This is a genomic window from Gemmatimonadota bacterium (genome assembly GCA_041390125.1).
Classification (GTDB): Bacteria; Gemmatimonadota; Gemmatimonadetes; order Longimicrobiales; family Gaopeijiaceae; genus JAGQIF01.
In genome coordinates this window covers 183,259-208,096 of sequence record JAWKQN010000009.1, presented here as the reverse complement: position 1 = coordinate 208,096, position 24,838 = coordinate 183,259, and the positions used below count along the sequence as shown (strand labels likewise).

Sequence of the window (24,838 nt, the reverse complement as noted above, 5' to 3'; positions counted from 1 at the left end):
GCGCTCGAGCCGACGGCTGTCGTCCGGTTGGACGCCGCTGCGCCAACCCCTACCTTTCCCCCCGGCGTCACCCGGACGGAACCCCCGTCGCCCGGACCGCCTGCGGTCCCCGTAGCTCAGGTGGATAGAGCGATTGCCTCCTAAGCAATAGGTCGCGCGTTCGAGTCGCGCCGGGGACATGAAGAGGGCCGGGGAGGACCCGGCCGACGACCCCGGGCCCGGCCGGACCGACTCCGGCCGGGTCGGTTGACGCGCAAAGGGGGATACCGGCGATGCGGGACCGCCGCGGCTTCACCCTGCTCGAGATCACGCTCGTCGTGGCCCTCTCGGCGACCCTCCTCGGAGTGGCCTGGGCGGCCATGGGCAGGGCCCGCGCTTCCTACGCCGTGCGGGCCTCCCGGACCGCGTTCGCCGGGTTGGCGGCGCGCGCCCGGGCCACCGCAGTGGAGCGGGGCCACCGGATACGACTGGAGCTGGACGCCGATGGAGACAGCGCCTGGGTGGTGGACGGCACGGAGGTGATCGAAGTCCTGCGCTTCGGCGTCACCGCGGACGTGGAGGTCGAGCCCACGTTGGTGCAGTGCTTCGGTCCGCGGGGCGTGGCCACACCGCCGTGCGGCTCGGTCCCCGACCCGGTGGTCGTGCGCTTCACCCGCGACGGGCGATGGGCGGAGGGGATGCTCCTCCCGCTCGGGCAGTTCCTTCCAGGGCCGCAGGGGTCGTGAGGTCCCCGAGCTCCGAGGCCGGCTTCACCCTGGTGGAGCTGGTGGTGGCGGTCGTGATCCTGGCCGTCGGGATCCTCGGCTTCCTGGGCACGTCGGCGTTGTTGGTGCGCCAGGGCGCGGACGCGGATCTGCGCACCGAGCGCGCGGCAGCCCGCCAGAGCGCCATCGAGCGACTGCGAGCGGCTCCGTACGACTCCGTGATCGACGGGGCGGCACTCCTGGGCCGCTTCGACGTGCGCTGGGTCGTGGAGGACTTCCCGCGGGTCAAGAACATCCGGGTGATCACGGTGGGGCCCGGCCTGGCCGCGCCCGCCCCGGGGGAGGTTCCCACCCTGATGCCCGCGGTGGCGGATACGGCGTTCTACCGGATCCCGCGTCCGTGAGGCGAGGCGTGCCCGGGCGCCACCGGGCGGGAGTGCCGGGGAGCGGACGCGCCGGCTTCACGCTGGTGGAGCTGGTCCTGGCGACCGCGCTGGGCGCGTTGCTGCTGCTCGCCATCTACCAGGTCGTGCTGGTCAACGAGCGCACCTTCTCCCGCACGGCGGCGCGTCTGACGACGCAACAGACCGTCCGGGCCGCCGCGGACGTGCTGACGGCGACGCTGCGCGAGGCCAGCGCGGCGGCGGGAGACCTCATCGGCTTCGGCCCCGACAGCGTGCGGGTGCGCAGCGCCATGGCGTTCCGGATCGCCTGCGACGTGGGCGCGGCGCCCAGCGTGGTCTTCGAGCCCTACGCGGGCACGGTGGCGCCGGGCGACTCCGTGATGGTGTGGGCCGAGAACGACCCGGCCAGCGCCCACGACGACCGGTGGCTGATCGGGGTCGCAGGCCCCGTGGACACCACCGTCGGGTGTCCGGGCGGGGGCGCCGGGGAGCGGGTCGAGCTCCTGGCCCTGTCGCCGACGCTCGGGACCAACACCCTCGCGGTGGGCGCTCCCCTCCGGACCTTCCGGGTCGACACGTACGGGCTCCGCCCCCTCCTGGATGGGTGGTATCTGGCGCGTTGGACCGCGGGCACGGCACCGGTCCCCCTGGTGGGGCCGTTGGACCCGACCGGCTCCGGCCTGGAGCTCCGGTTCCTGGACGGGCTCGGGCACACGGTGGCGGATCCCCTTCTCGTCGCGCAGATTGAGCTGACTGTACGGACGTCGTCACCCGTGCTGGACACCGATGGGTCCCCGATCGCCGATTCCCTCACCACACGCGTCTCGCTGCGCAACTGACCCGCCCGGGTCGGGTGCGGGCGGTCCTGCAGGTGGACCCGAAGCGGCTCGATGGCCGGACGAGCGGGGAGTGGCGTTCCTGCTGGCGCTGGTCGCGCTTTCGATCCTCGGGCTCGTGGTGACCGGCGGCTTCTACGCTGCGCGGCAGGAGACGCGGATCTCCATGGCCAGCGACCGCGCCCAGCGCGCGCTGGACGTCGCCGAGACCGGCATCGCCGAGGTGCTGTCCAACTGGCAGGGGGAGCGCTTCGGACTGCTTCCCCCGGGCCAGACGGACCAGATCACCAGCCTGGCCCGGGAGGGCAGCGCCACCATCGACGTGCGCCGGGTCTCCGAGCGCCTGTACCTGCTGGACAGTCGGGGCGGCCTCTTCGCCGATCCCGGCATCGAACACCGCATCGCAGTCCTCACGCGCCTGAACAGCCCCCTGTTCACCGCCGGCTCTGCCGCGCTCAGTCTGTCGGGCCTCGCGTTGGAGGGCGACGTGGGCGTGACGGGCGCCGACTTCACCCCGTTGTCCTGGGCCCCGGTCTGCGGAGCGGCTGGGGGCGGCATGGCCGGCGTGATCCTGCCGGACGATTCGGCGGTCACGACCGCCGGACCGGCCGTTGTGTCGGGGGTGCCTCCCGTGGTGGAGGATCCCGCGCTGACCGCGGCCGCCCTGACCAGCTATGGGGGGCTGACGTGGGCAGAGCTCGTAGCGGTGGCGGACGTGCGCGTCACCGGCGGCGCCTTCGGTCCCGCCACGCCGCAGCTCGATGCCAACGGGCTGTGCCAGGAGGCCAGCGCCACCAATTGGGGCGCCCCGACCGACCCGATGGGGCCCTGCGGGCGCTATTTCCCGGTCGTGCATTCCACGGGCAGCCTGCAGCTCGCGGCCGGGACGGTGGGGCAGGGCATCCTGCTGGTCGAAGGGGACCTGATGGTGGGAGAGGACGTCCGCTTCTACGGAGCGGTCGTCGTCCAGGGCACCCTGACCATCGACGGCGGAGGGGTGCTGTTGGCGGGCAACGTCCGGGCGGCGGACATCCATGCGCGCAACCCCAGCACGGTGCGGGAGGTCTGGATCGCAAGCTCCCGGTGCGCCATCGACCGCGCGATCCTGAACAATCCCGCGTTGACGCGGGCTGAACCGATCCCGGCCAGGAGCTGGCTCGACTTCACCGCGTTGGAAGGCTGATCCATTGGGTATCCAGGGGCTGCGCATCGAGCGCGGGGGACGGACATGGGAGGTGACGTCGGCGGTGCGGGAGGGCCCGCAGTGGCGTGTGATGCTCAAGGGGGTGGATGACCCCCGGTGTCGCCTGCAGGCCATCGTCGAAGGGGCGCGCCCGCCCGTGGCCAGCACGCTGACCATCGCCGTCCAGAATCCCCAGTACCGGTGGTTCGTCGACCGTGAGGAGCGCACCTGGCGGGCGGAGGTCAGCCCCCGCTACGAGTACGGACAGTTGATCGGGAACGTGGTGGTCTTCTCCTCGGAGTCCAGCCAGGACCGCTACCGCTATCCCCACCCCGGCTCGGACGCCCTCGGACTCATGCCCGACATCAAGCTCCTCGAGCTGTTGCTCCGGGCCCAGAAGGGACTCTGAGCACCACCCCACACCGGAGGCCTCATGACCAGTCGCTTCGTTCGCACGATTCCCCTCTTCCTGTTCCTCCTGCTCGCGTCCGCGGTGGGCGGGTGCGCCTCGGGATCCTCGGGCGGATCGGGCAGCAGCGCTGCCCGCGGGGGGCGCAACCTGATCACCGAGTCCGAGCTGGCGGAGATCCCCTCCATGTCCGCGCTCGAGGCCGTGCAGAGATTGCGCGCTGGCTGGCTGACGAGCCGCACCGGTGCCATCGGTCCCCAGGTCCACATCGACGGCCGGCCGGTCGCCGGGGGCCTGCAGGTGCTGAGCTCCGTGCGCTCCTCCGATGTGCGCGAGATGCGCTTCCGGAACGGACGCGACGCCACGACCCTGTACGGCACCAACTATTCCAACGGCGTCATCGAGGTGACGACCCGAACCCGGTAGGCCCGCCATGCTGCTGCCGTTCCTGATGGGCGCGGTCCTCCAGGCCGCGCAGGACCCGGGTCCGCGCGTGGTGGCCGAGCCCGCCGTGATCGAGCTGACGGTCGGCGACTCCGCCACGTTGGCCGCCACCGTGCGGGATGCCGGCGGTGGCGCGCGCGCCGGAGCGGGCGTGCGGTGGTTCACCACCGACACGGACGTGATCGCGCTGTCCGCCGACGGGAGCGTGCGCGCGCTCGCATCCGGTCGCGCGGAGGCTCGCGCGCTCGCGCTCGGGCAGACGGGCGTCGCACCCGCCGTGGTGATCGTCCGGGTGGCACCGCTGCCGGCGGCCGAACTCGCGGCCACCGCGCCCGCGCTCCGGCTGGCCGTGGGTACGTCGGTCCCCATCCGCCTCACGGCGCGGGATCGGCAGGGTGGCGCCCTGGAGGAGGTCGCCGCGCGCTATGCCTCCAGTGCGGAAGGTGTGGCCCGGGTGGACGCGCTGGGTCGGGTGTGGGCGGTGGGTCCCGGGGTGGCCCGGGTGCACGTGACGAGTGGGGACGCGTCGGCCACCCTGGACTTCACCGTGACGGACGACGGGCCGCTCACGCTGTCGGTCGAAGGAGCGCCCCCCGCCACGGAGCTCGTGCGCACGGGGGATGTGGTGCGCCTTCGGGTGACGGCCCGGGGCCAGGGAGGAGCGGCGGCCGTCCATCCCTCGTGGAGCGTCGGCGGGAGTGGCGCGCAGATCGACGACGAGGACGGAACAGGCGTGTTCGTGGCCGAGCGGCCAGGCCGCTACGTGGTCACTGCCCTGGTGGGGGAGGGCGCGGCCACCACCACCGTGCTGGACGTCGAAGCCCGCACGTCGGAGGAGACCCTGGTGCAGGTGGGACGGGGCGGGATCGCCACCCACCACTCCGGGGACATGTGGGTCTTCGAAGGCCTGGACGGACGGGACTACGTCTACGTAGGCACCTTCATGCACGACTGGATGAAGGTGTGGGACGTGACCGACGCGGCGCGGCCCGTGCTGACGGACTCGCTGCAGCTCGACGCGCGCCGGATCAACGACGTGAAGATCCACCCGAACCGGCGCGTCGGCATCGTGACCCGGGAGGGCGCCTCCAACCGGCGCAACGGCATCGTGATGCTGGACCTCGCCACGCCCGCCCACCCCCGTGTGATCTCCCACTACGAGGAGACGGTCACGGGTGGAGTGCACAACGTCTGGATCGACGGGGAGCGCGACCTCGTCTACGCGGTGCACAACGGCACGTCCGACATCCACATCCTGGACATCTCCGATCCGGGCGCGCTGGTGGAGGTCGGTCGGTGGGGCCTCGACAAGCAGGGCAAGACGCTGCACGACGTGATCGTCCAGGACGGGTACGCCTTCCTCTCCTACTGGGACGACGGCGTCGTCATCCTGGATGTCGGCGCCGGCACCCACGGCGGGACGCCGCGCACGCCCACGTTCGTGAGCCGTTACGCGTACCCGATCGGCAACACGCACGTCGCATGGCGCTCCGGCCGCTACCTCTTCCTGGGAGACGAGATCTTCCCGGACGGATGGAACGCCGATCGGCCCATCGAGGCGCGTGGCTACATCCACGTGGTGGACGTAGCGGACATCGAGAACCCGGTCGAGGTGGCCTTCTACGAGGTCCCGGAGGCGGGCGCGCACAATGTGTGGGTGGAGGACGACCGGCTCTACGTGGGCTACTACCAGGCCGGGTTGCGCGTGGTGGACATCTCCGGCGAGCTGCGCGGGGATCTGTACGCCCAGGGCCGCGAGATCGCCGCGCTCCGCACCACGGACGCCGAAACGACCGTGGCCAACTGGCCGATGGCCTGGGGCGCGCAGATCCACAAGGGACGGATCTACTCGTCGGACCTGAACAGCGGGATCTGGATCACCCAGTTGGTGCCGAAGACCCGGCCGGTGTCCTGACCGGGCCGGACCGCGGGACCGGGCCCAGCCTCGAACGATCGGACGGCGCGGCAACGGCACGCCACGCACGACGAGGTGGTCGTCGACCGCGTCGCCGCTGACGGGATGGACGAAGGCCGCGGGGACCCGGAGGTCTCCGCGGCCTCGTCCGCGTCCGGGGCGGGCGGGCTTCCTACCGCACGCGGGCCACGATCACCTTGATGCCCGAGGGGGCGGTGACGTCCACCTGCGCCCCGGTTCCCGTCCCGTTGGACTCGAACTCGTGGATCCGCACGCCCCCCGGTCCCAGCGCGCCGGGATAGGCGTGGTCCCCGAACTGGGCGGCGTGCACGACCCCGTCATCGGTGTCGGTGTTCGAGGAGTCCAGGCTGGTGGGGCAGGGCAATCCGTTGCAGGTCTTCGTGACCGGCCACGGGAACGTCCCCGCCGGATCCGGATTCCGGAACAGCTCGGCGGCCGTCGGGAAGTCATAGGTCGTGAAGGTCCGGGCCGGAGCCTGCGGCGTCCCTTCATAGGTGAGCGCCACGGCGTACTCCAGCAGCACGTCCGTGTACGACTTGCCGCCGACGAAGGTGGGGAAGCCCGTGAAGCCGCTCGCGGTGGCGGAGTCGTTCTGGGTGCGGAAGAGGGTCTGGTCCGCCAGGGCCGACGCCGCGGCGTTGCCGTACGCATCGCCGACGAAGCGGTGGAACAACCAACCCGATCCGTAGATCCCGTTCTGCTGCGAGGTGAGGGACGCGCTCACGCCGTTGGGCTGAGAGGAGAGATACCAGGCGACCCGCGCCATGCGCAGGAAGATCCCGTAGTTCTCGGGGGTCACGTCGATCTGGTTCCCCGACACGAAATCCTGCCGGGTGACCTTCTCCCCCACCGCGGGCCCGCCCGTGGCCGCCCAGGCCAGGCGCGTGGCCATCTCACCGGCGATCTCCGCCGTGCCCTCCTCGATGAAGGAGGGGTGGAACGGCTGCGTGGCCACTCGCTTGTACAGCGACGAGACGTGCTTGGCTTCGTGCACGAACGTGGCCAGCGCCTGATAGCTGGAGCCGTCGTCCATGTCGTTGATGACATCGGCGTTGAAATAGATCATCTCCCGCTCGTTCGACGCGGGGCAGACTCCAGGCGAGTTGTCGAAGAAGTCGCCGCTCCAGACGAACGCGGCGATCTGCGCCCCCACGTCCGGGGTGGCCAGGACGGTGAGGATGCCGTCGCCGTTCACGTCGGAGGTGCCCCCGAAGTACTGCTGGATGACGGGATCGCCATAGTTCTCGTAGAAATCGAGCATCATGTTGACGCTCGCCGTGGAGATGGGCGCCGTGGTCCGCTGCGAGACCGTCTGGTAGATGGCCACGTGCTGGTTCTCACCCAGCTTCACGGCGGTGTTGGACCTGGCGGTCGAGAGGTCGCAGGAGGTCGCGTCCACCGGCACGTTCAGCACCAGCGTATCGGGCGCCGCCTGGAAGGCCGCGTACGCAGCCCGCAGCCGGGGGCCCTGCGGCGCGAGGAGTCCCTCCCGGGGCAGGCGGGCCAGCAACCGGGCCTCGTCCGCCCGGAGCGCCTCGTGGAAGCGCTCGGTGGCCTCGGCGCGCGCGACCGAGCGCTCGATCCCGCGCTGGAGGGTCGAGGGCGCCTGCAGGGCGGGCTCGGCCGCCGCGGCCAGGGCAGGGGAGGCCGCAGCCGCGGTGGCGCTCACGCCGTCCCCCTCCATGGTCAGGCTGACCGAGGTGGAGGTGGCGTTCACGTCCGTGGAGGGCCGATGCAGCGTGATGCGGTACGCCGCCCCGTTCGCCGACGGCAGGTAGACCCCGCAGGTGCCCACGGCCGAAGCGTCCAGGATGGTATTGGCGCCCAGCGCCAGCTGCAGGGGTGGCTCGCACACCGTCAGGGTGAGCGCCCGGGTGGCGCTGCCGCCCCCGCCGTCCTGCACGCGGAACGTGGGGGTGAAGGTGCCGGCCGTGGTCGGCGTACCCGCCAGCGCCCCGCCCTGCGTGAGCGTGAGGCCCGGAGGCAGGGTGCCACTGGCGATCGACCACGTGTAGCCGCCGCCGTTGCCCCCCTTGGCCTGCAGGGAGGTCGTGTAGGGCAGGGTCTGGCGCGCGCGATCCAGCGCGGTCGTGCTGACCGACAGGATCCCCACCTGACCCGTCGCCGTGAACTCGACCTCCAGGGTGCCCACGCGAGCGCGCAGGGTCTGCGCGCCCACCGTGCCTCCGAGCGTCCACGTGGTGGACGCCCGTCCCGTGGCGCCGGTCAGGACCGTCTGCGTGGCCACCGTGCCGCCGCCGCCCACGACCTCGAACGTGACGGAGGCGCCGACCACGGGTGCCCCGAGGGCATCCTTGACCTCGACCGTCGGGCTGATGGGCAGGGGATCGCCCGCCTCGCCGGTCTGGGCGTCGCCGGCGGTCTTGCTGATCGATTCGGGAACCTGGTCGACGGTGATGGACGCCGAGCCGGTGATCCCCTCGGCGGTGGCCCGGATCTGCGCCGTGCCGTTGCCGCTGGCCGTCACCACACCCGCACTCGTGACGTTGGCCACCCCGATGTCGCTGGAGGCCCACGAGACGGTGACGCCGGTCATCGGGGAGCCGTTCTGGTCCCGCACCTCGGCGCTGAACTGTTCCGTCTGCCCCACGGACGCGAAGGCCGCGGTGCCCGGGGTCACGACCACCGTGGTCGCCACCGGAGGGGGAGTGCCGCCGTCGCAGGCGGCCAGGACGCCGGCCGCGAGGAAGAACGCCGCCAGGAATCGAGTCATGGATCCAGCCTCTCGAACGCGCGGGCTCGCCGCGCTCTATTATGGGTGCTCGAGGACCCGCGGGTGGCGCGGGGTCGACCGGCCCGTCGGGAGCGGCAGGGCCGGTCGGAGCGTGGGCAGTGCAAGAGAAAGACCCGAACCCGAACGCCAAGGTTCCTCGCATGACGCAGGCCCTGGAGCTCCCCGCGCCCCGCGCCGACGGGCGCCCGTCCCTGTCGGTCGCGGACGCCTCCCGGCTCGCGCGCCAGCTGTTCGGGCAGGAGGGGCCCGCGGAGGAGCTCCCGAGCTACGCCGACCAGAACTTCCGGATCGGCCCCCGGGTCCTCAAGGTGGCCCACGTGGATACCGATCCGGAGGCGCTCGCCGCCCAGGACGCGGCGGTACGACGGGTCGCGGCGGCCGTCCCGGCGCTGGCCCTCCCCATGCCCGTGGAGGACGCACCGCGGCGCGTCGCCTGCCAGGACGGGCGGGTCCTCCACGTCCGCCTGGTGGATTGGGTCGACGGGGTACCGCTGGCGGACGCGGCCGCGCCGGGGCCGGAGCGGCACCGCGCGCTCGGGGTGCTGGCCGCTGAGCTCCGGCAGGCCCTGGAGCGCTTTGCGCATCCGGGCGCGCACCGCACGATCGACTGGGACCTGCTGCGCGGCGCTGCGGTCGTGGAACGTGGGCTCCCCCACATCGGCGATCCCGCCCTGCGCCGGCTCGTCGAGGAGGAGACGGACCGGGTCGCCCGCAGCGCAGGGCCCCTGCTGCCGTCCCTCCCGACCGGGGTGGTGCACAACGACCTGAACGACCACAACGTGTTGGTGGCCGGCCCCGGAGCGACCCGCATCGTCGGCCTGCTCGACTTCGGGGACCTGGTCCACACCGTGCGCGTGGCCGAGCCGATCATCGCGGCCACCTACGCCCTCCTGGACGCCCCCGATCCGGTGGGGGTCCTTGCCTCCGTCCTGGAGGGGTACCGGAGCCTGGTGCCCCTCTCCGATGTCGAGCTGGAATGCATGCTTCCGCTCGTTCGTCTACGGTTGTGCGTGAGCGTGGCACAGGCGGCGCGCACGACCGCCGAGCGCGGTGGGGGGGATGCCTACCTGGACGTCAGCCAGGGCGGCGTGCGGCGTACCCTGGCGGCCCTCGCCCTGGTCGACGACGGGCGGGCCCTGGCCCGCCTCGAGCCGCGCGATCGTCCGCGCGGCCGGGTCACGCCGCCCCCCTCGGGCGCGATCCGGGAGGCCCGGGCCCGCACGGCCGGACCGGCGCTCAGCCTCGCCTACACGGCGCCGCTGCACATCGTGCGGGGCAGGGGCGCCCGGCTGTACGACCACAGCGGCCGGGCCTACCTCGACTGCGTCAACAACGTGGCCCACGTGGGGCACGAGCACCCGCGGGTGGTGGCCGCGCTGGCCGAACAGGCGGCCCTGCTCAACACCAACACCCGCTATCTGCACGAGCTCCTGCCCCGGTACGGGGAGCGCCTGCTGGAGCGGTTCGGGCCCCCCTTCGAGGTGTGTTGGCTCGTGTGTTCGGGCAGCGAGGCCAACGAGCTGGCCCTGCGGATGGCGCGGGCCGCCACCGGTGGACGGAACGTGGTCGTGCTCGACGGCGCCTACCACGGGAACACGTCCGCACTGGTGGAGATGAGCCCGTACAAGTACAAGGGGCCAGGGGGCTTCGCTCGTCCGGCCTGGGTGCAGGAGGCGCCGCTTCCCGACCCGTTCCGCGGTCGCTTCCGCGACCCGAACACGGCGGCGGACCGCTACCTGGAGGAGACGGCGGCGGCGCTCGATCGGGCCCGAACCGCGCCGGGCGGGCTGGCCGCGTTCTTCGCGGAGGCCATGCCGAGCTGCGGCGGCCAGGTGGTCCCCCCGGCGGGATGGCTCGCCCGGGCGTTCGACGCGGCCCGGGCGGCCGGTGGGGTCGCCGTGGCCGACGAGGTCCAGGTGGGCTTCGGCCGGGTGGGCAGCCACTGGTGGGGATTCGAGGCGGAGGGGGCCGTTCCGGACATCGTGACCCTGGGCAAGCCCATCGGGAACGGGCATCCCCTGGGGGCGGTGGTCACCACCCGCGCCGTGGCAGAGGCCTTCAGCAACGGGATGGAGTACTTCAACACGTTCGGGGGCAACCCGGTCTCCTGCGCCGTGGGCCTGGCGGTGCTGGATGTGCTCGAGGACGAGGGACTGCGGGCGCACGCGGCGCAGGTGGGGGACGCGCTGCTGGGGCGTCTGCGCCCGCTGGCGGAGCGGGTAGGCGGGCAGGCGCGGGGCAGGGGGCTCTTCCTGGGGCTCGAGCTCACCCGCGACGGGCGCTCCCCCGATCCCGAGCGGGCCGCCCGGGTGGTCGAGACGCTGGTGGAACGGGACGGGATCCTGCTCTCCACCGACGGGCCCGACCACAACGTCCTGAAGATCAAGCCGCCCCTCGTCTTCTCCCACGCCGACGCCGCCCGCCTCGTCGAGGCGCTGGAGCGAGCGCTCGAACACGATCCGTGAACCCGGCCCCTTGCAGACCTTCGGGGAAGCCTGCATAATATGCGTATAGGTACGCATGAAGCGGCCCGCCGGAGATGCTGGCGGGCCGCTCGTCGTTGGTGCCCGCGAAGGCGGGCCGGGCACGGGGGCCCGACATGGACGACCGGGAGATCCGCCACCAGGCCATCCGGGCCCTGCTGACGCGCGAGCGCATCCGCCGTCAGTCCGAGCTCGTGGGCCGCCTCCGGGAGCAGGGCTTCGAGACGACCCAGGCGTCGGTCTCGCGCGACCTGCGTGCCCTGGGGGTGACCAAGGTGCGCGGGGCCTACCGGTTGCCCGACGATCCCCGGCAGATCCCGCCGTCCATCCTGGGACTCATCGAGTCGGCGATGCCCGCCGGCGATCACCTCCTCGTGGTCCACACGCGGGTGGGCGCCGCCCAGCCGGTGGGGGTGGCGATCGACGAGGCCGAGTGGCCGGAGGTGGTGGGGACCATCGCAGGCGACGACACGATCTTCGTGGCGGTCGCGGAGCCCAGCGGATTGCCGATGGTTCGGAATCGACTCGAGGTCTGGGCCACCAAACATGGGCGGGACAACCGTTTGAGCAGCCAGAGAGGGGCGGGAGGCAACCAGGCGTGAGGCAGTTGGTGGTCGACAAGATCGCGTCCGTCACCCGGAACGCGCAGGTGGCGCGCTCGGTGTGGGTGGGCGACACCTACCCCTGCACCGAGGGGGACGTGGTGGCGGTGCGGGTGCTCAGCCGCAAGAGCACCTACAACCAACTCGAGCTGCCGAGCGGTCGCTTCTCGCTCCTCAAGCCCGGAGACGTGGTGGTGGGCGCCCTGGGACATCGCCGAGCGCTCGGTGGCTACGCGGGGCACATCCCGGAGCGCCTGTCCACCGGGGCCGGCGTCCACATCCTCAACCTGGGCGGCGTCATCGGCACCTGCACGTCCTGGAGTCCCGAGGTGGGACCCCCGTTCGAGTGCGAGGTGCTGGGCCAGGTGCTGACCTTCCCCTATCTGGGCGAGCGCATCGGCCTGCCGGCCAACATCCGCGGCAACGCCCTGCCCATGCCCGCGCGCCTGGACGTCCAGGGCATTCCGGTGGTCGCCGTCGTGGGCACTTCGATGAACGCCGGCAAGACGGCCGCCTGCTCCAGCCTCATCCAGGCCCTGGCCCACCGGAGCCTCCGGGTCCACGGCGGCAAGACCACGGGCGTCAGCCTCCGGCGTGACGTGCTCCACATGGAGGACTCCGGCGCCCAGCGCACGGCCGTCTTCACGGACTTCGGGGTCGTCACCACCAGCCGGGCCAATGCCCCGCAGTTGGCGCGGGCCATCCTGACCACCCTGGCCGACGAGCGTCCCGACGTCCTGGTGCTGGAGCTGGGCGACGGCCTGTTCGGCGACTACGGGGTCGACGCGATCCTCGCGGACGAGGGGCTCCGCGGCTGTTTCAGCGCCGTGGTGCTGGCCGCCACCGATCCGGTCGGCGCCTACGGCGGCCTGCGGGTCCTCGAAGAGACCTACGGTATCCGCGCGACGGTCGTGACCGGCCCGGCCACGGACAATGCCGCCGGCACCGAGGTGATCGAGTCCCGCTTCGGGGTCCGGGCCATCAACGCCCGGGTGGCGGCGGCCGAGCTGGCCGACGTGGTGCTCGGTGCCGTGGGCGTTGCGGCGGGAGGCCCCCGTGTCTGAGCCCATCCCCACCTGGGTGCTGGGCGGGAGTGGCTACGTGGGCGCCGAGGTCATGCGCCTGCTGTTCGGCCATCCCGGCTTGGAGCTCCGCGGTGCCTTCGCGCACGGCCAGGCCGGAGAGTCCATCGAGGGGCTGTTCCCCCACCTGACGGGCGTCCTCCCCGGGGCCACGTTCCTGCCGCAGGCCGACGTCACGTCGATCGTGGGACGGGACGGGCCGGGGCGGGTGGCCGTCTTCTCCTGCCTTCCGCACGGCGCCACCGCCACGGTCCTGGACGAGCTGCTGACCGCAGCGGACTCCGCCGGGCACGAGCTGCTGCTCGTGGACCTGTCCGCGGACTTCCGCCTGCCCACCGCCGAGGCCTACCGTGCGGTCTACGGTCACGAGCACCCGGCGCCGGGGCGGATCGACGCCTTCACCTGCGCGCTGCCCGAGCTGACCCCCGAGACGCCTGCGGGACCGGTGGCCCACCCGGGCTGCTTCACCACGTGCGTCACGCTGGGGGCGGCGCCGCTGGTGGCGGCCGGCCTCCTGGCCGGGCCCGTCCGGGTGAGCGCCGTCACCGGCAGCACCGGCAGTGGCCGCTCACCGACGCCGGGCACGCACCACCCCGACCGCCACGGCTCCATGCGGGTCTACAACCCGCTTGGGCACCGGCACCGGCCGGAGATGGAGATGCTGCTCGGGCGTCTTGCGTCCGATGGGTCCGATCCGCGCGTGCTGTTCGTCCCGACGTCGGGCCCGTTCGCGCGCGGAATCCACGCGACCCTCCACGTCGAGCTCACGCAGCGCATGAGCTCGAGAGACCTGACTGATTTGCTGACAAGGTTCTACGCCGATCACCCGTTCGTGACGGTGCGGCCCTCGCCTCCGTCCCTCAAGGAAGTGGTGGGGAGCAACCGCTGCTGCATGTCGGCGGTGGCCGACGGGGATCAGGCGGTCGTGGTCTCCACGTTGGACAACCTGATCAAGGGAGCCTCGGGCGGAGCGCTCCAGTGGATGAACCGTCTGGCCGGGCTGCCCGAGTCCACCGGCCTCCTCACGCCGGGCCTGGGATGGAGCTGACCACGTCGAGGGCGGAGCTCCCGGTCTATGCACGACTGGGCATCGAGATCAACGAAGGCGACGGGGTGGAGGTGGTCGCCAGCACGGGTGAGCGCTACCTCGACTTCTACGGCGGACACGCCACGGCGCTCCTGGGCTACGGTCACCCGGCGCTGGTCCGGGCGCTGACCGATCAGGCGGGCCGGCTCTTCTTCCAGACCAACCTGGTGGACATCGAGGTCCGCCGGCGGGCCCATGAGCGGTTGGCCGCCCTGGCTCCCGACGGGCTGGAGCGGGTCTTCCTGGTCAACTCCGGGGCCGAGGCCAACGAGAACGCGCTCCGGCTCGCGCTCCGCGCCACGGGACGGACGCGGGTCGTGGCCCTCGAAGGGTCCTTCCACGGTCGCACCGCGGCGTCGGCAGCGGTGACGTATGGCAGCGCGGCCTGGTACGGCTTCCCCCGCACGCCCTTCGACGTGACCTGGGTCGCCGTCGGGGACGTGGACGGGCTGGACCAGGCACTCGCCGGTGGGGACGTCGCCGCGGTGATCGTCGAGGCGGTGCAGGGGGTCCAGGGCGCGCGCGACCTGCCCGACGCGTTCCTCCAGGCGGTGCGGGAGCGGTCCCGGGCAGCCGGCGCCCTTCTCATCGCGGATGAGATCCAGTGCGGGATGGCGCGGTCCGGCAAGATGTTCGCGTTCGAGCACGCGGGGGTCGATCCCGACCTCGTCACGACCGCCAAGGGCTTGGCCGGGGGCTTTCCGGCCGGCGCGGTCCTCATGACCGAGGCGGTGGGCGCGACCGTCGCCTCGGGCGATCTGGGCACGACGTTCGGGGGCGGCCCGCTGGCCGCCGCCCTCATCGTGGCCGTGGCGGACGCGCTGTCGGCGCCGGGCTTCCTGGACCACGTGGCGGAGATGGGCGCCCGCATCCGGTCCACCTGCCGGGTCGGACCGGTCGTGGACATCCAGGGTCGCGGACTCCTGGTCGGACTGCGCTGCAGCCGCCCCGCCAAGGAGGTGGTCGGCGCGCTCCGGGACCAGGGCATCCTGACGGGCACGTCCAAGGACCCTGCCGTCGTGCGCCTCATGCCGCCCCTCGTGATCGACGAGACGCACGTCGACCGGCTGGCGAGCGCCCTGCTCTCCATCCCCGGCTGAGACCCGCAAGGACGACCACACCCGTGCGCCACTTCACCGATCTGGGGGCTCTGCAGCCCTCCGCCGTGGAGGCCCTCCTGGCTTCCGCCTCCGAGCTCGAGCGGCACCCGCGCCGGGACGATCTGCGCGGCCGGGTCCTGGGCCTGCTGTTCTTCAACCCCTCGCTGCGCACCCTGTCCTCCTTCCAGGCCGGGATGGCCCAGCTCGGCGGGAGCAGCTTCGTGCTGGCTCCCGGTCAGGGCACCTGGAAGCTGGAGCTCCGGGAGGGCGTGACCATGGACGGCGAGGCCGCCGAGCACATCCGCGAAGCCATCCCGGTGCTGGGTGAGTACTGCGACGTGCTGGGGGTGCGGGCGTTCCCGGAGGGCTGCTCCCTCGTGCTCGACCAGGCCGAGCCCCTGATGGGTGCGGTCGTGCGCCATTCCAGCGTGCCGGTGGTCAACCTCGAGTCCGCCATGAACCACCCCTGCCAGGCGCTCGGCGACTGGAAGACCCTGGACGACCTCGAGGTCCCGCGGGCGGGGGGTCGCTTCGTGCTGTCGTGGGCCTACCACCCCAAGGCGCTGCCGCTGGCCGTCCCGTCCGCGGTGGTGCGCATGGCGGCGATGCGAGGCATGGACGTCACGGTGCTGCGTCCCGACGGCTTCGGGTTGCCGGATCCTGTTATGGACAGCGCCCGCGCCCTGGCGGCCGCGTCCGGCGGCACCGTGCGCGAGACCGACGACCGCGAGGCCGCCCTGGACGGCGCCCACGTCCTGTACGCCAAGTCCTGGCAGTCGCCCCGCCACTACGGTGAGGCCGAGGCCGAGCGTGGTCTCCGGGCCGGCCTGCGGGACTGGTGTGTGCGCGAGTCGTGGTTCCGGCCGGCCCGCCCGGAGGCCGTCTTCATGCACTGCCTGCCCGTCCGCCGCAACGTGGTGGTGGCCGACGAGATCCTCGACGGCCCTCGCTCCCGCGTCGTCCGTCAGGCCGGCAACCGTCTGCACGTCCAGAAAGCCATTCTCCTCGACCTGCTCGGAGGCTCTTCGCGATGACCCCCGGTTCCGACGGCTCCGCCAGCGCCGTGCTGGCGCTCCGCCGCGCCGTTCCCTATCTGCGCCTGTTCCAGGGCAAGACGTTCGTCATCAAGGCCGGTGGCGAGGTCTTCACCGATCCCGCGCTCGGCCGCTCGCTGCTGGAGCAGGTGGGAATCCTCCACCGGCTCGGCATCCGCGTGGTGCTGGTCCACGGCGGGGGCCGCCAGATGACCGAGGTGGCCCAGAGCATGGGGGTCGACAGCCCGTTCGTGGACGGCCGGCGCGTCACCGACGGCCCCATGCGGGACGTGGCGACCATGGTGCTCAACGGGACCGTGAACACGGCCATCGTGGCGCGGTGCCGGGAGCTGGACGTGCCCGCCCTGGGCATCTCGGGCGTGGATGCGGGCCTCATCCGGGCGGTGCGGCGTCCGCCGAAGCGGACCGCCTCCGGCGACCCGGTGGACTACGGCTACGTCGGGGACATCGTCTCGGTGGACGCCAACGTGCTGCGTCGCATCCTGGAGGAAGGCTTCGTCCCGGTGGTGAGCCCCATCTCCGCCGACGACCAGGGCGAGATCCTCAACATCAACGCCGACACCATCGCCTCCGCGCTGGCCGGGGCCATCCAGGCCGAGAAGTGGATCATCCTGACCGGTGCCCCGGGCGTGCTGCGCGACGCGGCCGATCCCGACTCCCTCGTCTCCTACACGGACCTGGACGGGCTCGACCGCCTGGCGGAAGCCGGCTCGCTCGCGGGCGGCATGCTGCCCAAGGCGGCCGCCATCCGGTCGGCGATCGACGCCGGGGTGCGCCGCGTGCACGTGATCTCGTACAAGGTGCCCGACTCGCTCCTGCTCGAGGTGTTCACCAACGAGGGGTCCGGAACCCTGGTCGTCCCGGACGTGTCCCAGATGGCACCGGCCGAGGTGAGCGCGTAGGCTGGCTGCCGCGGGCGACACCGGAACGCCCGGCTTCGCGGCGGTCGGCCTCGTCGGCATGCCGCGTGGGTGCCGACCCGCCTCCGCGAACCCAGGGGACGGGAAGGAGGGGTCGAAGATGCGAGCCGTGACCATCCGTTCGTGGGGCCGCGCGGCCCGACGTCGCGTCGGGCGTGCGGTGCTCCTGTCCGGGCTCGGGCTCTTCGCCGTCGGCTGCGCCAGCCAGGGAGCGCCCGCGCCCGACCCCGACCCCTTCGACGGGTTCGTGGGCGGAGAGGCACTCACCCTGACCATCGAGAACGACTTCGAGATGGCCGTCGCGGTGCGCATGCAGTGGGGCGTGGGCGTCGACACCGAGCTGCTGGCCACGGTCGATCCGGGTCGCAGCCTGGACGTCCCGCTCTACCGCGACGGACCCACCGCCCGGGCGCTGATCATCAATGCCGGCGGGCGGCGGACCACGTCCAACCGGATCGAGGAGGTCGGACCGGACGCCCGGCTACGACTGGTGATCGATCCGAACTACCGGGCCGTGCTGCGGGCGCGTTGAACGGCGGGGGTGCCCCTGGGGCGGGATACCGAACGTCCTCGGGGCGGGCGGGGACGACGTCGGGATCGCGTCGGCCTCAGCCGCCGCGGTTCCTCCCCAGCGCCAGGAAGTGCGCCCCCACGGCCATCCAGCCCGCGAGGAGCAGGATCCCCCCCAGAGGGGTGACCGCGCCCAGGACGGGCAGGTCGAGCAGGACGAGCAGGTAGAGCGTGCCCGCGAAGACCAGCACGCCCACCGGCAACAGGACGCCGGCCAGCGCCAGCGCACGGGTGGGGGCCGTGCGGGCCAGAACGGCCACCGCCACGAGCACGACGGCGTGGATGAGGTGGTAGCGCACCGCGGTCTCCCACGTCTCCAGCCGCGGAGGCGGGACCGTTCCCCCCAGTGCGTGCGTTCCGAAGGCGCCCAACGCCACACCCGTGAACCCCAGCACGGCCGCGATCACGCCCACGCGGCTCTCCAGGCGCATTCCGTCTCCCGCCATCGCGCTCGTCCCGTCTCCTCTGCCGATCAGTAGGCCAATCCGTAGGCTTCGCGCCGGGGATCGGACGCCACGGTCCGGACCCCGTTGTCGCGGTCCAGCACGATCATCTGGGCGCCTCCGAAGGTGGCCGTCCAGCCATGCACCAGGCGGATGCGATGGCCCCTCCGCTCCAGCTCGGCTCGCAGGGCGGCCGGGAAGCGGTCCTCCAACGAGACGGACGTGCCGGAGTTCGATCGGTAGCGGGGCGCCTCGATCGCCTGTTGGGGCGTCATCCCGAAGAGCAGCAGGTTGTTGGTGATCGCGAGCAGCGACTGCGTCTGCGAGTCCCCTCCGGGTGTGCCCATGGTGAAGGCGAAGGTGCCGTCCCCGTGCAGGGCCATCATCGGCGACAGCGTGTGGTAGGGCCGCTTGCCCGGCGCCACCTGGTTCGGATGGCCCTCCTCGAGCGTGAACAGCGCGCCCCGGTTCTGCAGCATGACGCCGGTCTCGGGATCGAAGACCCCCGACCCGAACCCTGCGAACAGGCTCTGGATCCAGCTCACGGCGTTGCCCCACTGGTCCACGACCGTGAGGTAGACGGTGTCCCCCCCGTCGGCCTCGTCGCCGTGCGCCGAGGCGTCCGCCGCGACACCCGGTCGCGGGACCCCCGTCGTCACGTCCGTGGCGGCATGCTCCGGGTCCACCATGCTCGCGCGTTGCCTCAGATAATCAGGGTCAAGCAGTTGATCGATCGGGAGTTCGGCCATGTCCGGGTCGGCGGCCCAGGCGTCCCGGTCGGCGAAGGCCAGCTTCTTCAGCTCGATCAGCGTGTGCCAGTAGTCCGCGCTCTGGGGACCCATGCCCACGAGGTCGAATTCCTCCGCCATGGCGAATTGCTGGAGCTGCGCGAACCCTTGCGTGTTGGGCGGCATGACCAGCATGCGGTAGCCCTGGTACGTCATCGACAGCGGATCGACCCATTGCGAGCGATGGGAGGCCAGATCGCCGGTCCGCAGGTAGCCGCCCCGGGACTCCAGGAGGTCGGCGATGCTTCGCGCGACCGGCCCCTCGTAGAAGCCCCCGGAGCCCTGGGTCGCGATGCGCTCCAGCGTCTCGGCCAGGGCCGGGTTCTTGAGCAGGCTGCCCACCGCCGGAGGGACGCCGCCCGGCAGGTACTGGGCCCGACCGGCATCGTCCAGGTCGCCGCCCTGTTCCTCGATGTCCTGGGCCAGGCGCGTGGAGACGGGAAAGCCGTCCCGGGCATAGTGGATGGCCGGCTGGAGCGCCTCGGCGAGGGAGAGGGTGCCGAAGCGCGCCAGCGCGTCCTCCCAGGCCCGCACGGCGCCCGGAACGCTCACGCTGCGGGGACCGACCTGCGGCATGGCCGTGTCCCCGGCTTGCGCGAAGAAGGCGGGCGTCGCCAGGGCGCCCGCGGCCCCACTCCCGTTGAGCGCGGAGACCGTGCCGCTCTCGGCGTCGTAGATCAACGCGAAGGCGTCACCGCCCACCCCGTTCATGTGCGGGCGGGTCACGGCGAGGACCCCGGCCATGGTGATGGCCGCATCCATGGCGTTGCCCCCGCGGCGCAGGACCTCGTACCCGGCGGCGGTGGCGAGCGGGTGGTCGGAGGACAGCGCGCCCGACAGCCCGCGCACGTCGGGACGGTTCTGGTCGGGGAAGACGGGGCCTTCGTCCGCCTGGGCCGCACCGGCGTCGGCGGCCGGGGCGGTGCAGGACGTGAGCGCGGCGAGCGCGATCAGGACGGAGGCGCCCGCAGAGGCGGACCGGGCCATGCGTTCTTCTCCCGTGGAGGCGGAGCGTGGGGCGAACGGGGCAGGGGAGCGGCAGGCAGCGTCGCCCCTGGGACCCCAAGCTGAGCCCCGGGAACCGCTCGCGCCAGACGGGGTTCCCGAGCGCTTCGCGCGCGTCCCCTGCGATCCCTTGCGACCCGCGCGCCCCACTGCCCGTCCCACGCCGGAGCCCCGTGGCCGTCCGCACCGCCGAGCCCGCCGACCCCTCCGTCCAGCGCCTGGCGGTCCGCACCACCCAGGCGGCCTTTGCCATCGCCCTGGCGCATGGCGTCACCGACGCCTACGTGGGCTTCCTGGCCCCGCTGCTCCCGGACCTGATGGACAAGCACGGCCTGTCCATCGCGCGGGCCGCCAGCCTGGCGATGCTGCTCTCCCTGGCCACCTCGTTTCCCCAGCCCTTCCTGGGGTACCTGGCCGATCGGGTCGGGCGCAAGCCGTTCGTCCTGCTGGGCCCGGCGCTTTCGGCCGTCTTCCTCTCCCTGATCGGGCTGGCGCCCAGCTATCCGCTGCTGGTGGCCCTTCTCCTGGTCGGTGGTCTGGGCGCGGCCGCGTTCCACCCCCCGGGCGCCTCCCTCGCCACCCGGGTCGCGGACGGGCGGGGCAGCGGCGTGCGCCTGTCCATCTTCTCGTTCGGAGGCGCGGCCGGGTATGCCGTGGGCCCGTTCCTGGCCGTGACCACGGTCGCCGCCTTCGGGCTGGGCGGGCTGTGGCTGGCGATGATCCCGGGCCTGGTGCTGTGCCTGGCGCTCTGGCCGCTGGTCCCGGGCGGTGCGGCGGATGGGCGGGCGCCCCGGCCGCCCATGCCGCTCGAGGTGATCCGCACGCTCAAGGGCCCCCTGGGCCTCCTGTTCGGCATCAGCGCGCTGTCGGCGTTCGTGCAGCGCACGTTCCTCACGCTGGAGCCGATCATCGTCGATCAGGCGGGGGGCTCGCAGAACGCCCGCGCGCTCGCCCTCACGCTCTATCTGGGCGCGCAGGCCCTGGGCACGCTGACCTCGGGGGTGCTGACGGACCGCATGGACCGGGGCCGTCTGATGGTCATCCTGACGCTGCTGGGCGCGCCCGCGCACTTCCTGGCGCTCACGCTGCCCCCGGGGAGCCCCGGCGGCGTGGTGGCCATCCTGGCGGCCGGGTTCCTCAACATGGCGCTGCTGCCACCCATCGTGGTCATGGCGCAGGAGCTCCTGCCGACCGGCGCCGCCGTCGGAGCGGGCATCGTGATGGGGCTGGCCTGGTCCGTGGCCTCCGTGGCGCTCATGGTGCCCGGGTGGTTGGGCGACCTGTACGGGCCCGTGCGAGCCGGCCAGCTCTGCGCGCCCGTCCTGCTGCTGGGGACGCTCCTCGCGCTGCACCCGGCGCTGCGGCGGGGTCCGGCGGCGGGGTAGGGGGTCCGGAAGCGCGGCGCTCCCGCGTCCTCGAGGCAGGGCCGGTTCGCGTGGATGCGGGCGCTTGGATTGACCCTGGACGGGCGCCCCTTAGCTTAGACGGTCTGTCCTCCGACCCTTTTCGAGACCGATCGCTCCGATGGCCAAGCGCCCCACAGCCGCGACCCCGCAACGGGTCGAAGACAATCCGGACGACGCCTTCATCAGCGGCGTGGTCCAAGCCTCCGACTGGGCGCAGAAGAACCGTCAGCTCCTGACCATCGCCGGCGTGGTGCTGGTGGTGCTCATCGGGGGCCTGTGGTATTGGCGGTCCTTCCAGCAGGGCGTGGACCTCCAGGCCGTGGGGGAGCTCGAGCGCATCCAGGCCACCATCGGCATGGGCGACCGCGACGCCGCCCGTGGAGAGCTGAACACCTTCCTGGAGCGCTTCGGCGGAACCCCGTCCGCGGCCGAGGCCCGTCTGCTGCTCGGTCAGCTCCATCTGGACTCGGGCGATCCGGCGCAGGCCATCGTCGTGCTGGAGCCGACCGTCAGCGACCTGGACGATCCGGTCAACCTGCAGGGTGGGATGCTGCTCGGTGCCGCCTACGAGAACGCCGGACGCATGGACGACGCCATCCGGGTGTACCGCCGCGTGGCGGATGCCGCGGACCTGCCGTTCCAGGCCACGGAGGCCCGGTTGGACGCCGCCCGGTTGCTGGCCCAGGAAGGCGACAATTCGGGTGCAGCCGCGCTCTACCAGCGCGTGCTCGACGACCTCGAGGAAGGCGACCTGCAGCGCCCGATGGTGGAGATGCGGCTGGCCGAGGTGCGGGCGCGCAGCTGACCCGCCGGGATCCGGACGCAGCAGTCAGCGTCGGGCCCGCACGCAGAGGAAGCAGGGTCTGCGCGACAGCTCCTCGTAGTGCCGCGGATCCGCACGCGCGAACTCCTCCGTGGGACGCGGCTCCACGATCCGCTCCAGCACGAAGCCCGCGTCCAGCAGCGGGGTGAGCGTCTCCTCCAGGGAACGCCGGATGCTGGGCATCCGGATGCGGGGGCCGAATCCGGTCCAGACGCTCGCCACGTGCTCGACCCGGAAATAGTCGTCCGACTCGAAGTAGACGGAGTCGAAGAAGGGATGGGTGACCGAGAACACGAGGTGGCCACCCGGCCGTAGCAGCCGGTGGAACTCGCCGAACGGCACCCGCCAGTCCTCGACGTACTCCAGGACGAGTGGACACAGCACCAGGTCGAACGACCGGTCTGCCAAGAACGGCAGGGGCCGTCCCAGGTCGGCCACGCGGAGGTCGACCGCAGGCCCCAGCCGGTCTCGGGCCAACTCGACCATGCGGGGGCTGGCGTCGACGGCAACGACCTCCGCGCCACGTGCGATCAGCCACTCGCTGTAGACGCCCGGGCCACAACCGGCGTCGAGGACCCGCGCGCCACGGACCGGTGGAAGCAACGAGAGCGTCGCGGGTCGCTCGTAGTAGGCGTTGTGCGGCTTCGTGTCGATGCGGGACGCATACGCGTCCGCCAGCGCCTCGTAGGCCTCGAACGCGAGCGGAGCCACCCGTGGGTCGTCCGCCGGAGCGCGGTCCTCCTCTGATCCCGCCGGCGCGTCGGTCGTCGCGGGAACCCGCGCGTCGGTCGTCGCGTGATCCTCGTCGTTCGCCCGGGCGTCGTTCGCGGGGTCCCCGGCGTCATGGCGGGGTTCGTTCAGGGCGTCGTTCATCGCGCATGATCGCCCTGGAATGCCCGCTCCTTCAATGTCGCATAATGTATATTATGTAAAGCTACCGTTCGGACCCGTCCGCTTCGACCCGCTCTTCCGGGCACCGCGCTCCCCTCCCAGCACAGCGAACCCCGCCCGTCCCTTCGCCGCCAAGGGTGCTCCGCCGAGGCGAGAGAGCGGCGCGGACGACACGCCACGACCGGAACCACGGCCGCGTCCTTGACGTCGCGATCACGCTCAGGGAGCGGCGGAAGCCGGCTGCGCGATCCAGATCAGCTGCGAGCGGGTCGTCCCCCGGAACTCCCACGCGTCGCGGAGATCCCTGCGGGTCTCGGTGATCTCCAGGCGGACCCTCCAGGGACCGGCACCGGGCACGAAGGCCGCTCCGATGTCGAGGGGGCGCGGCGGCGGGCCCTGCCCCTGCATGACGAGACGACGACGCGGCGCTCCGGGCGGACCGGGGTCGCTCGGTTCGACGGTGAGGAGCCAGCTCCCGGCGTCCGTGGAGTCGTTCGCTGGGCCGCCACCCGACTCCCACTCCACCCGGAGCGCTCCCGTGGAATCCTGGATCAGGTCCTGCGCGCTCCGCCAGTGGAGCGACGGGAGCTCTCCTTCCGGCGCCTGCGCACCGTCCGGGAGCGAGGGCCCGCGGACCCGCAGGCCCATTTGCGCCTCCAAAGGTCCGGGACCGATCGGGATCGAGCCTTCGTACGTCCCGATCTCGGCGTCCACACGCGGTCGCAGGGGGATCCTGTAGGCCCCTACGGTGAACGCCGGATCGTCCACCTCAACGACGGCGCCGTCGACGTCCATCGCAGATCGGAAGATTCCGGCGAGCTCGGAGCTTTCCGTTCCCAGCGAATCGGTGTACGTGAGGAATACCGCCGCCAGCGCGGGCCGGAGGGCGGACACTTCTTCGAAGGTGACGTCGCACCCAGACGAACCGAGCACACAGACCACCACCCCGCCAGCCTTCGCCCGGATGATCCACCCGGCACGGATCATCGTCTCCCCGCCAGCAGCCTCGCCTCCTTCTCGAAGGGGCCGCTTCCCGGTGCGTCCCACAGCACGGCGTTGAGCGTACTCCACCCGGTGTTTGCGATGAGACCGAGAGGCCCGAGGCGACGGAGCCCTTCCGCCCCGACTTGCTCCAGGAGCCAGGTCTCCAAGGGATCGCCGATCGCGCTCTGCAGCAGGTCGCCTTGGAGGACGTGCGCCACCTCGTGCGCCAATACATCCTCGTAGGGGCTCGCTCGGATGCCCGCGATCACCGTGACTCCCTCCAGCTCGAAACCGTTGACGTCCCGGCCGTTGCGGATCACCCTTCGCCGCGGCGCATCGAACACCATGGCGCCCGTAGACAGCGATGTGCCCGCATCCAGCTCGAGATCGTCACTGGCCACCGCCCACGTGAGTGCCGCGACCTCGGACCACTGGACCCCGGGACGCAGCCGACCTCGCGTGCGGTCCCACTCCAGCCGGGCGAACCACAGGGGGAAGGTGAGGCGCGCGAAGGCGGACTCCCCTGCCCCGGCGTTGCGGGTGAACGAATGCCCGACCGCCGCGATCTGCCGGCCGGACAGGCCCGCTCCGTCGAACCGGCGGGTGGCCACCCACTTTCCCCCGTAGGAAAGACCGCCGCCGAGCGCGCCGAGCGTGAAGGCTTCCCGGAACGAGCCGCCGCGCAGCTCGCGGGATACGCCGGAGATCACTCCGCCGACGACAGCGTTGAGCGCCAGCGCGCCGGCATGCGCGTAGGCATCCGGCTCTCCGTCCGGGGCCTGCGCGACGGCCGGGCCCGCCTGCCCCACCAGCAGCGCGCCCGCCGCCAGCGCGACCCCGCTTGCGCACCCTATCCGCCTCTGCATCCGCGTGGTACCCGGAGCGTGGCCGGAGGCTCCCGTGGCCGTGAAATGCAGCGGCGGCCCCA

Annotated in this window: 23 protein-coding genes and 1 tRNA gene; 18 read left to right on the top strand and 6 right to left on the bottom strand. The window is 72.3% G+C overall.

From position 1 onward, the window contains the following. The first annotated feature begins 105 nt into the window (after positions 1-105). From R3E98_11465 to R3E98_11430, 8 genes are all read left to right on the top strand, one after another. Positions 106-179 (top strand) — tRNA-Arg (locus tag R3E98_11465). A gap of 93 nt (positions 180-272) precedes the next feature. After that, complete coding sequence (locus R3E98_11460) at positions 273-725, top strand: type II secretion system protein (protein ID MEZ4424024.1); 453 nt, start codon at positions 273-275, stop codon at positions 723-725. After that, entirely contained in the window at positions 722-1,108 is a 387-nt protein-coding gene (locus R3E98_11455) for a prepilin-type N-terminal cleavage/methylation domain-containing protein (protein ID MEZ4424023.1), read from the top strand. The genes R3E98_11460 and R3E98_11455 overlap by 4 nt, the downstream gene beginning before the upstream one ends. Then, the gene (locus R3E98_11450) at positions 1,105-1,947 is read left to right on the top strand and encodes a prepilin-type N-terminal cleavage/methylation domain-containing protein (protein MEZ4424022.1); all 843 of its coding nucleotides are present in this window, start codon (positions 1,105-1,107) and stop codon (positions 1,945-1,947) included. The genes R3E98_11455 and R3E98_11450 overlap by 4 nt, the downstream gene beginning before the upstream one ends. A 70-nt stretch (positions 1,948-2,017) precedes the next feature. After that, the gene (locus R3E98_11445; protein ID MEZ4424021.1) at positions 2,018-3,127 is read left to right on the top strand and encodes a hypothetical protein; all 1,110 of its coding nucleotides are present in this window, start codon (positions 2,018-2,020) and stop codon (positions 3,125-3,127) included. Between the two features lie 52 nt (positions 3,128-3,179). Beyond that, positions 3,180-3,536, top strand: a complete 357-nt coding sequence (locus tag R3E98_11440; GenBank protein ID MEZ4424020.1) for a hypothetical protein — start codon at positions 3,180-3,182, stop codon at positions 3,534-3,536. 24 nt (positions 3,537-3,560) lie between these two features. After that, a complete protein-coding gene (locus R3E98_11435; protein MEZ4424019.1) occupies positions 3,561-3,962 on the top strand; it encodes a hypothetical protein in 402 nt (133 codons plus the stop codon). Between the two features lie 7 nt (positions 3,963-3,969). After that, the gene (locus R3E98_11430) at positions 3,970-5,895 is read left to right on the top strand and encodes a hypothetical protein (GenBank protein ID MEZ4424018.1); all 1,926 of its coding nucleotides are present in this window, start codon (positions 3,970-3,972) and stop codon (positions 5,893-5,895) included. 172 nt (positions 5,896-6,067) lie between these two features. On the opposite strand, the gene R3E98_11425 is transcribed toward R3E98_11430, so the two are convergent. Next, positions 6,068-8,650 (bottom strand): putative Ig domain-containing protein, encoded by a 2,583-nt coding sequence (locus R3E98_11425; GenBank protein ID MEZ4424017.1) that lies wholly within the window; start codon positions 8,648-8,650, stop codon positions 6,068-6,070. A gap of 161 nt (positions 8,651-8,811) precedes the next feature. Between R3E98_11425 and R3E98_11420 the strand changes: the two genes are divergently transcribed. The 8 genes from R3E98_11420 to R3E98_11385 all read left to right on the top strand — a co-directional run bounded on the left by R3E98_11420 (position 8,812) and on the right by R3E98_11385 (position 17,532). Beyond that, positions 8,812-11,136 carry an aminotransferase class III-fold pyridoxal phosphate-dependent enzyme gene (locus tag R3E98_11420; protein MEZ4424016.1) on the top strand — a complete coding sequence of 775 codons (2,325 nt, stop codon included), beginning with the start codon at positions 8,812-8,814 and terminating at the stop codon, positions 11,134-11,136. Between the two features lie 134 nt (positions 11,137-11,270). Further along, complete coding sequence (locus R3E98_11415; GenBank protein MEZ4424015.1) at positions 11,271-11,756, top strand: hypothetical protein; 486 nt, start codon at positions 11,271-11,273, stop codon at positions 11,754-11,756. Continuing rightward, positions 11,753-12,820, top strand: a complete 1,068-nt coding sequence (locus R3E98_11410) for a hypothetical protein (protein MEZ4424014.1) — start codon at positions 11,753-11,755, stop codon at positions 12,818-12,820. Before R3E98_11415 ends, R3E98_11410 begins: the two co-directional genes overlap by 4 nt. Further along, on the top strand, positions 12,813-13,886 hold the full coding sequence (gene argC, locus R3E98_11405; GenBank protein ID MEZ4424013.1) for an N-acetyl-gamma-glutamyl-phosphate reductase: 1,074 nt from the start codon (positions 12,813-12,815) through the stop codon (positions 13,884-13,886). The genes R3E98_11410 and argC overlap by 8 nt, the downstream gene beginning before the upstream one ends. Beyond that, positions 13,877-15,025 carry an aminotransferase class III-fold pyridoxal phosphate-dependent enzyme gene (locus tag R3E98_11400; protein MEZ4424012.1) on the top strand — a complete coding sequence of 383 codons (1,149 nt, stop codon included), beginning with the start codon at positions 13,877-13,879 and terminating at the stop codon, positions 15,023-15,025. The genes argC and R3E98_11400 overlap by 10 nt, the downstream gene beginning before the upstream one ends. A 23-nt stretch (positions 15,026-15,048) precedes the next feature. Continuing rightward, positions 15,049-16,059 carry an N-acetylornithine carbamoyltransferase gene (locus R3E98_11395; GenBank protein ID MEZ4424011.1) on the top strand — a complete coding sequence of 337 codons (1,011 nt, stop codon included), beginning with the start codon at positions 15,049-15,051 and terminating at the stop codon, positions 16,057-16,059. Further along, positions 16,056-16,982, top strand: coding sequence for an acetylglutamate kinase (argB, locus tag R3E98_11390; GenBank protein ID MEZ4424010.1), 927 nt, complete (start codon positions 16,056-16,058; stop codon positions 16,980-16,982). Before R3E98_11395 ends, argB begins: the two co-directional genes overlap by 4 nt. 118 nt (positions 16,983-17,100) lie before the next feature. Continuing rightward, entirely contained in the window at positions 17,101-17,532 is a 432-nt protein-coding gene (locus tag R3E98_11385) for a hypothetical protein (GenBank protein ID MEZ4424009.1), read from the top strand. A 76-nt stretch (positions 17,533-17,608) separates the two neighbouring features. On the opposite strand, the gene R3E98_11380 is transcribed toward R3E98_11385, so the two are convergent. Next, positions 17,609-18,016 carry a DUF423 domain-containing protein gene (locus tag R3E98_11380; GenBank protein ID MEZ4424008.1) on the bottom strand — a complete coding sequence of 136 codons (408 nt, stop codon included), beginning with the start codon at positions 18,014-18,016 and terminating at the stop codon, positions 17,609-17,611. A 26-nt stretch (positions 18,017-18,042) separates the two neighbouring features. Next, the gene (gene ggt / locus R3E98_11375; GenBank protein ID MEZ4424007.1) at positions 18,043-19,788 is read right to left on the bottom strand and encodes a gamma-glutamyltransferase; all 1,746 of its coding nucleotides are present in this window, start codon (positions 19,786-19,788) and stop codon (positions 18,043-18,045) included. Positions 19,789-19,979: 191 nt separating this feature from the next. On the opposite strand from ggt, the gene R3E98_11370 reads away from it, so the two are divergent. Both R3E98_11370 and R3E98_11365 read left to right on the top strand, forming a co-directional pair. Then, the gene (locus R3E98_11370; protein ID MEZ4424006.1) at positions 19,980-21,191 is read left to right on the top strand and encodes an MFS transporter; all 1,212 of its coding nucleotides are present in this window, start codon (positions 19,980-19,982) and stop codon (positions 21,189-21,191) included. A gap of 139 nt (positions 21,192-21,330) precedes the next feature. Next, the gene (locus tag R3E98_11365) at positions 21,331-22,017 is read left to right on the top strand and encodes a tetratricopeptide repeat protein (protein ID MEZ4424005.1); all 687 of its coding nucleotides are present in this window, start codon (positions 21,331-21,333) and stop codon (positions 22,015-22,017) included. 24 nt (positions 22,018-22,041) lie between these two features. Here the strand turns inward: R3E98_11365 and R3E98_11360 are convergent, their stop codons facing one another. The 3 genes from R3E98_11360 to R3E98_11350 all read right to left on the bottom strand — a co-directional run bounded on the left by R3E98_11360 (position 22,042) and on the right by R3E98_11350 (position 24,776). Next, the gene (locus R3E98_11360) at positions 22,042-22,908 is read right to left on the bottom strand and encodes a class I SAM-dependent methyltransferase (protein MEZ4424004.1); all 867 of its coding nucleotides are present in this window, start codon (positions 22,906-22,908) and stop codon (positions 22,042-22,044) included. A 237-nt stretch (positions 22,909-23,145) separates the two neighbouring features. Then, positions 23,146-23,721, bottom strand: coding sequence for a hypothetical protein (locus R3E98_11355; protein ID MEZ4424003.1), 576 nt, complete (start codon positions 23,719-23,721; stop codon positions 23,146-23,148). Between the two features lie 188 nt (positions 23,722-23,909). Further along, entirely contained in the window at positions 23,910-24,776 is an 867-nt protein-coding gene (locus R3E98_11350) for a hypothetical protein (protein ID MEZ4424002.1), read from the bottom strand. Between the last annotated feature and the right edge of the window lie 62 nt (positions 24,777-24,838).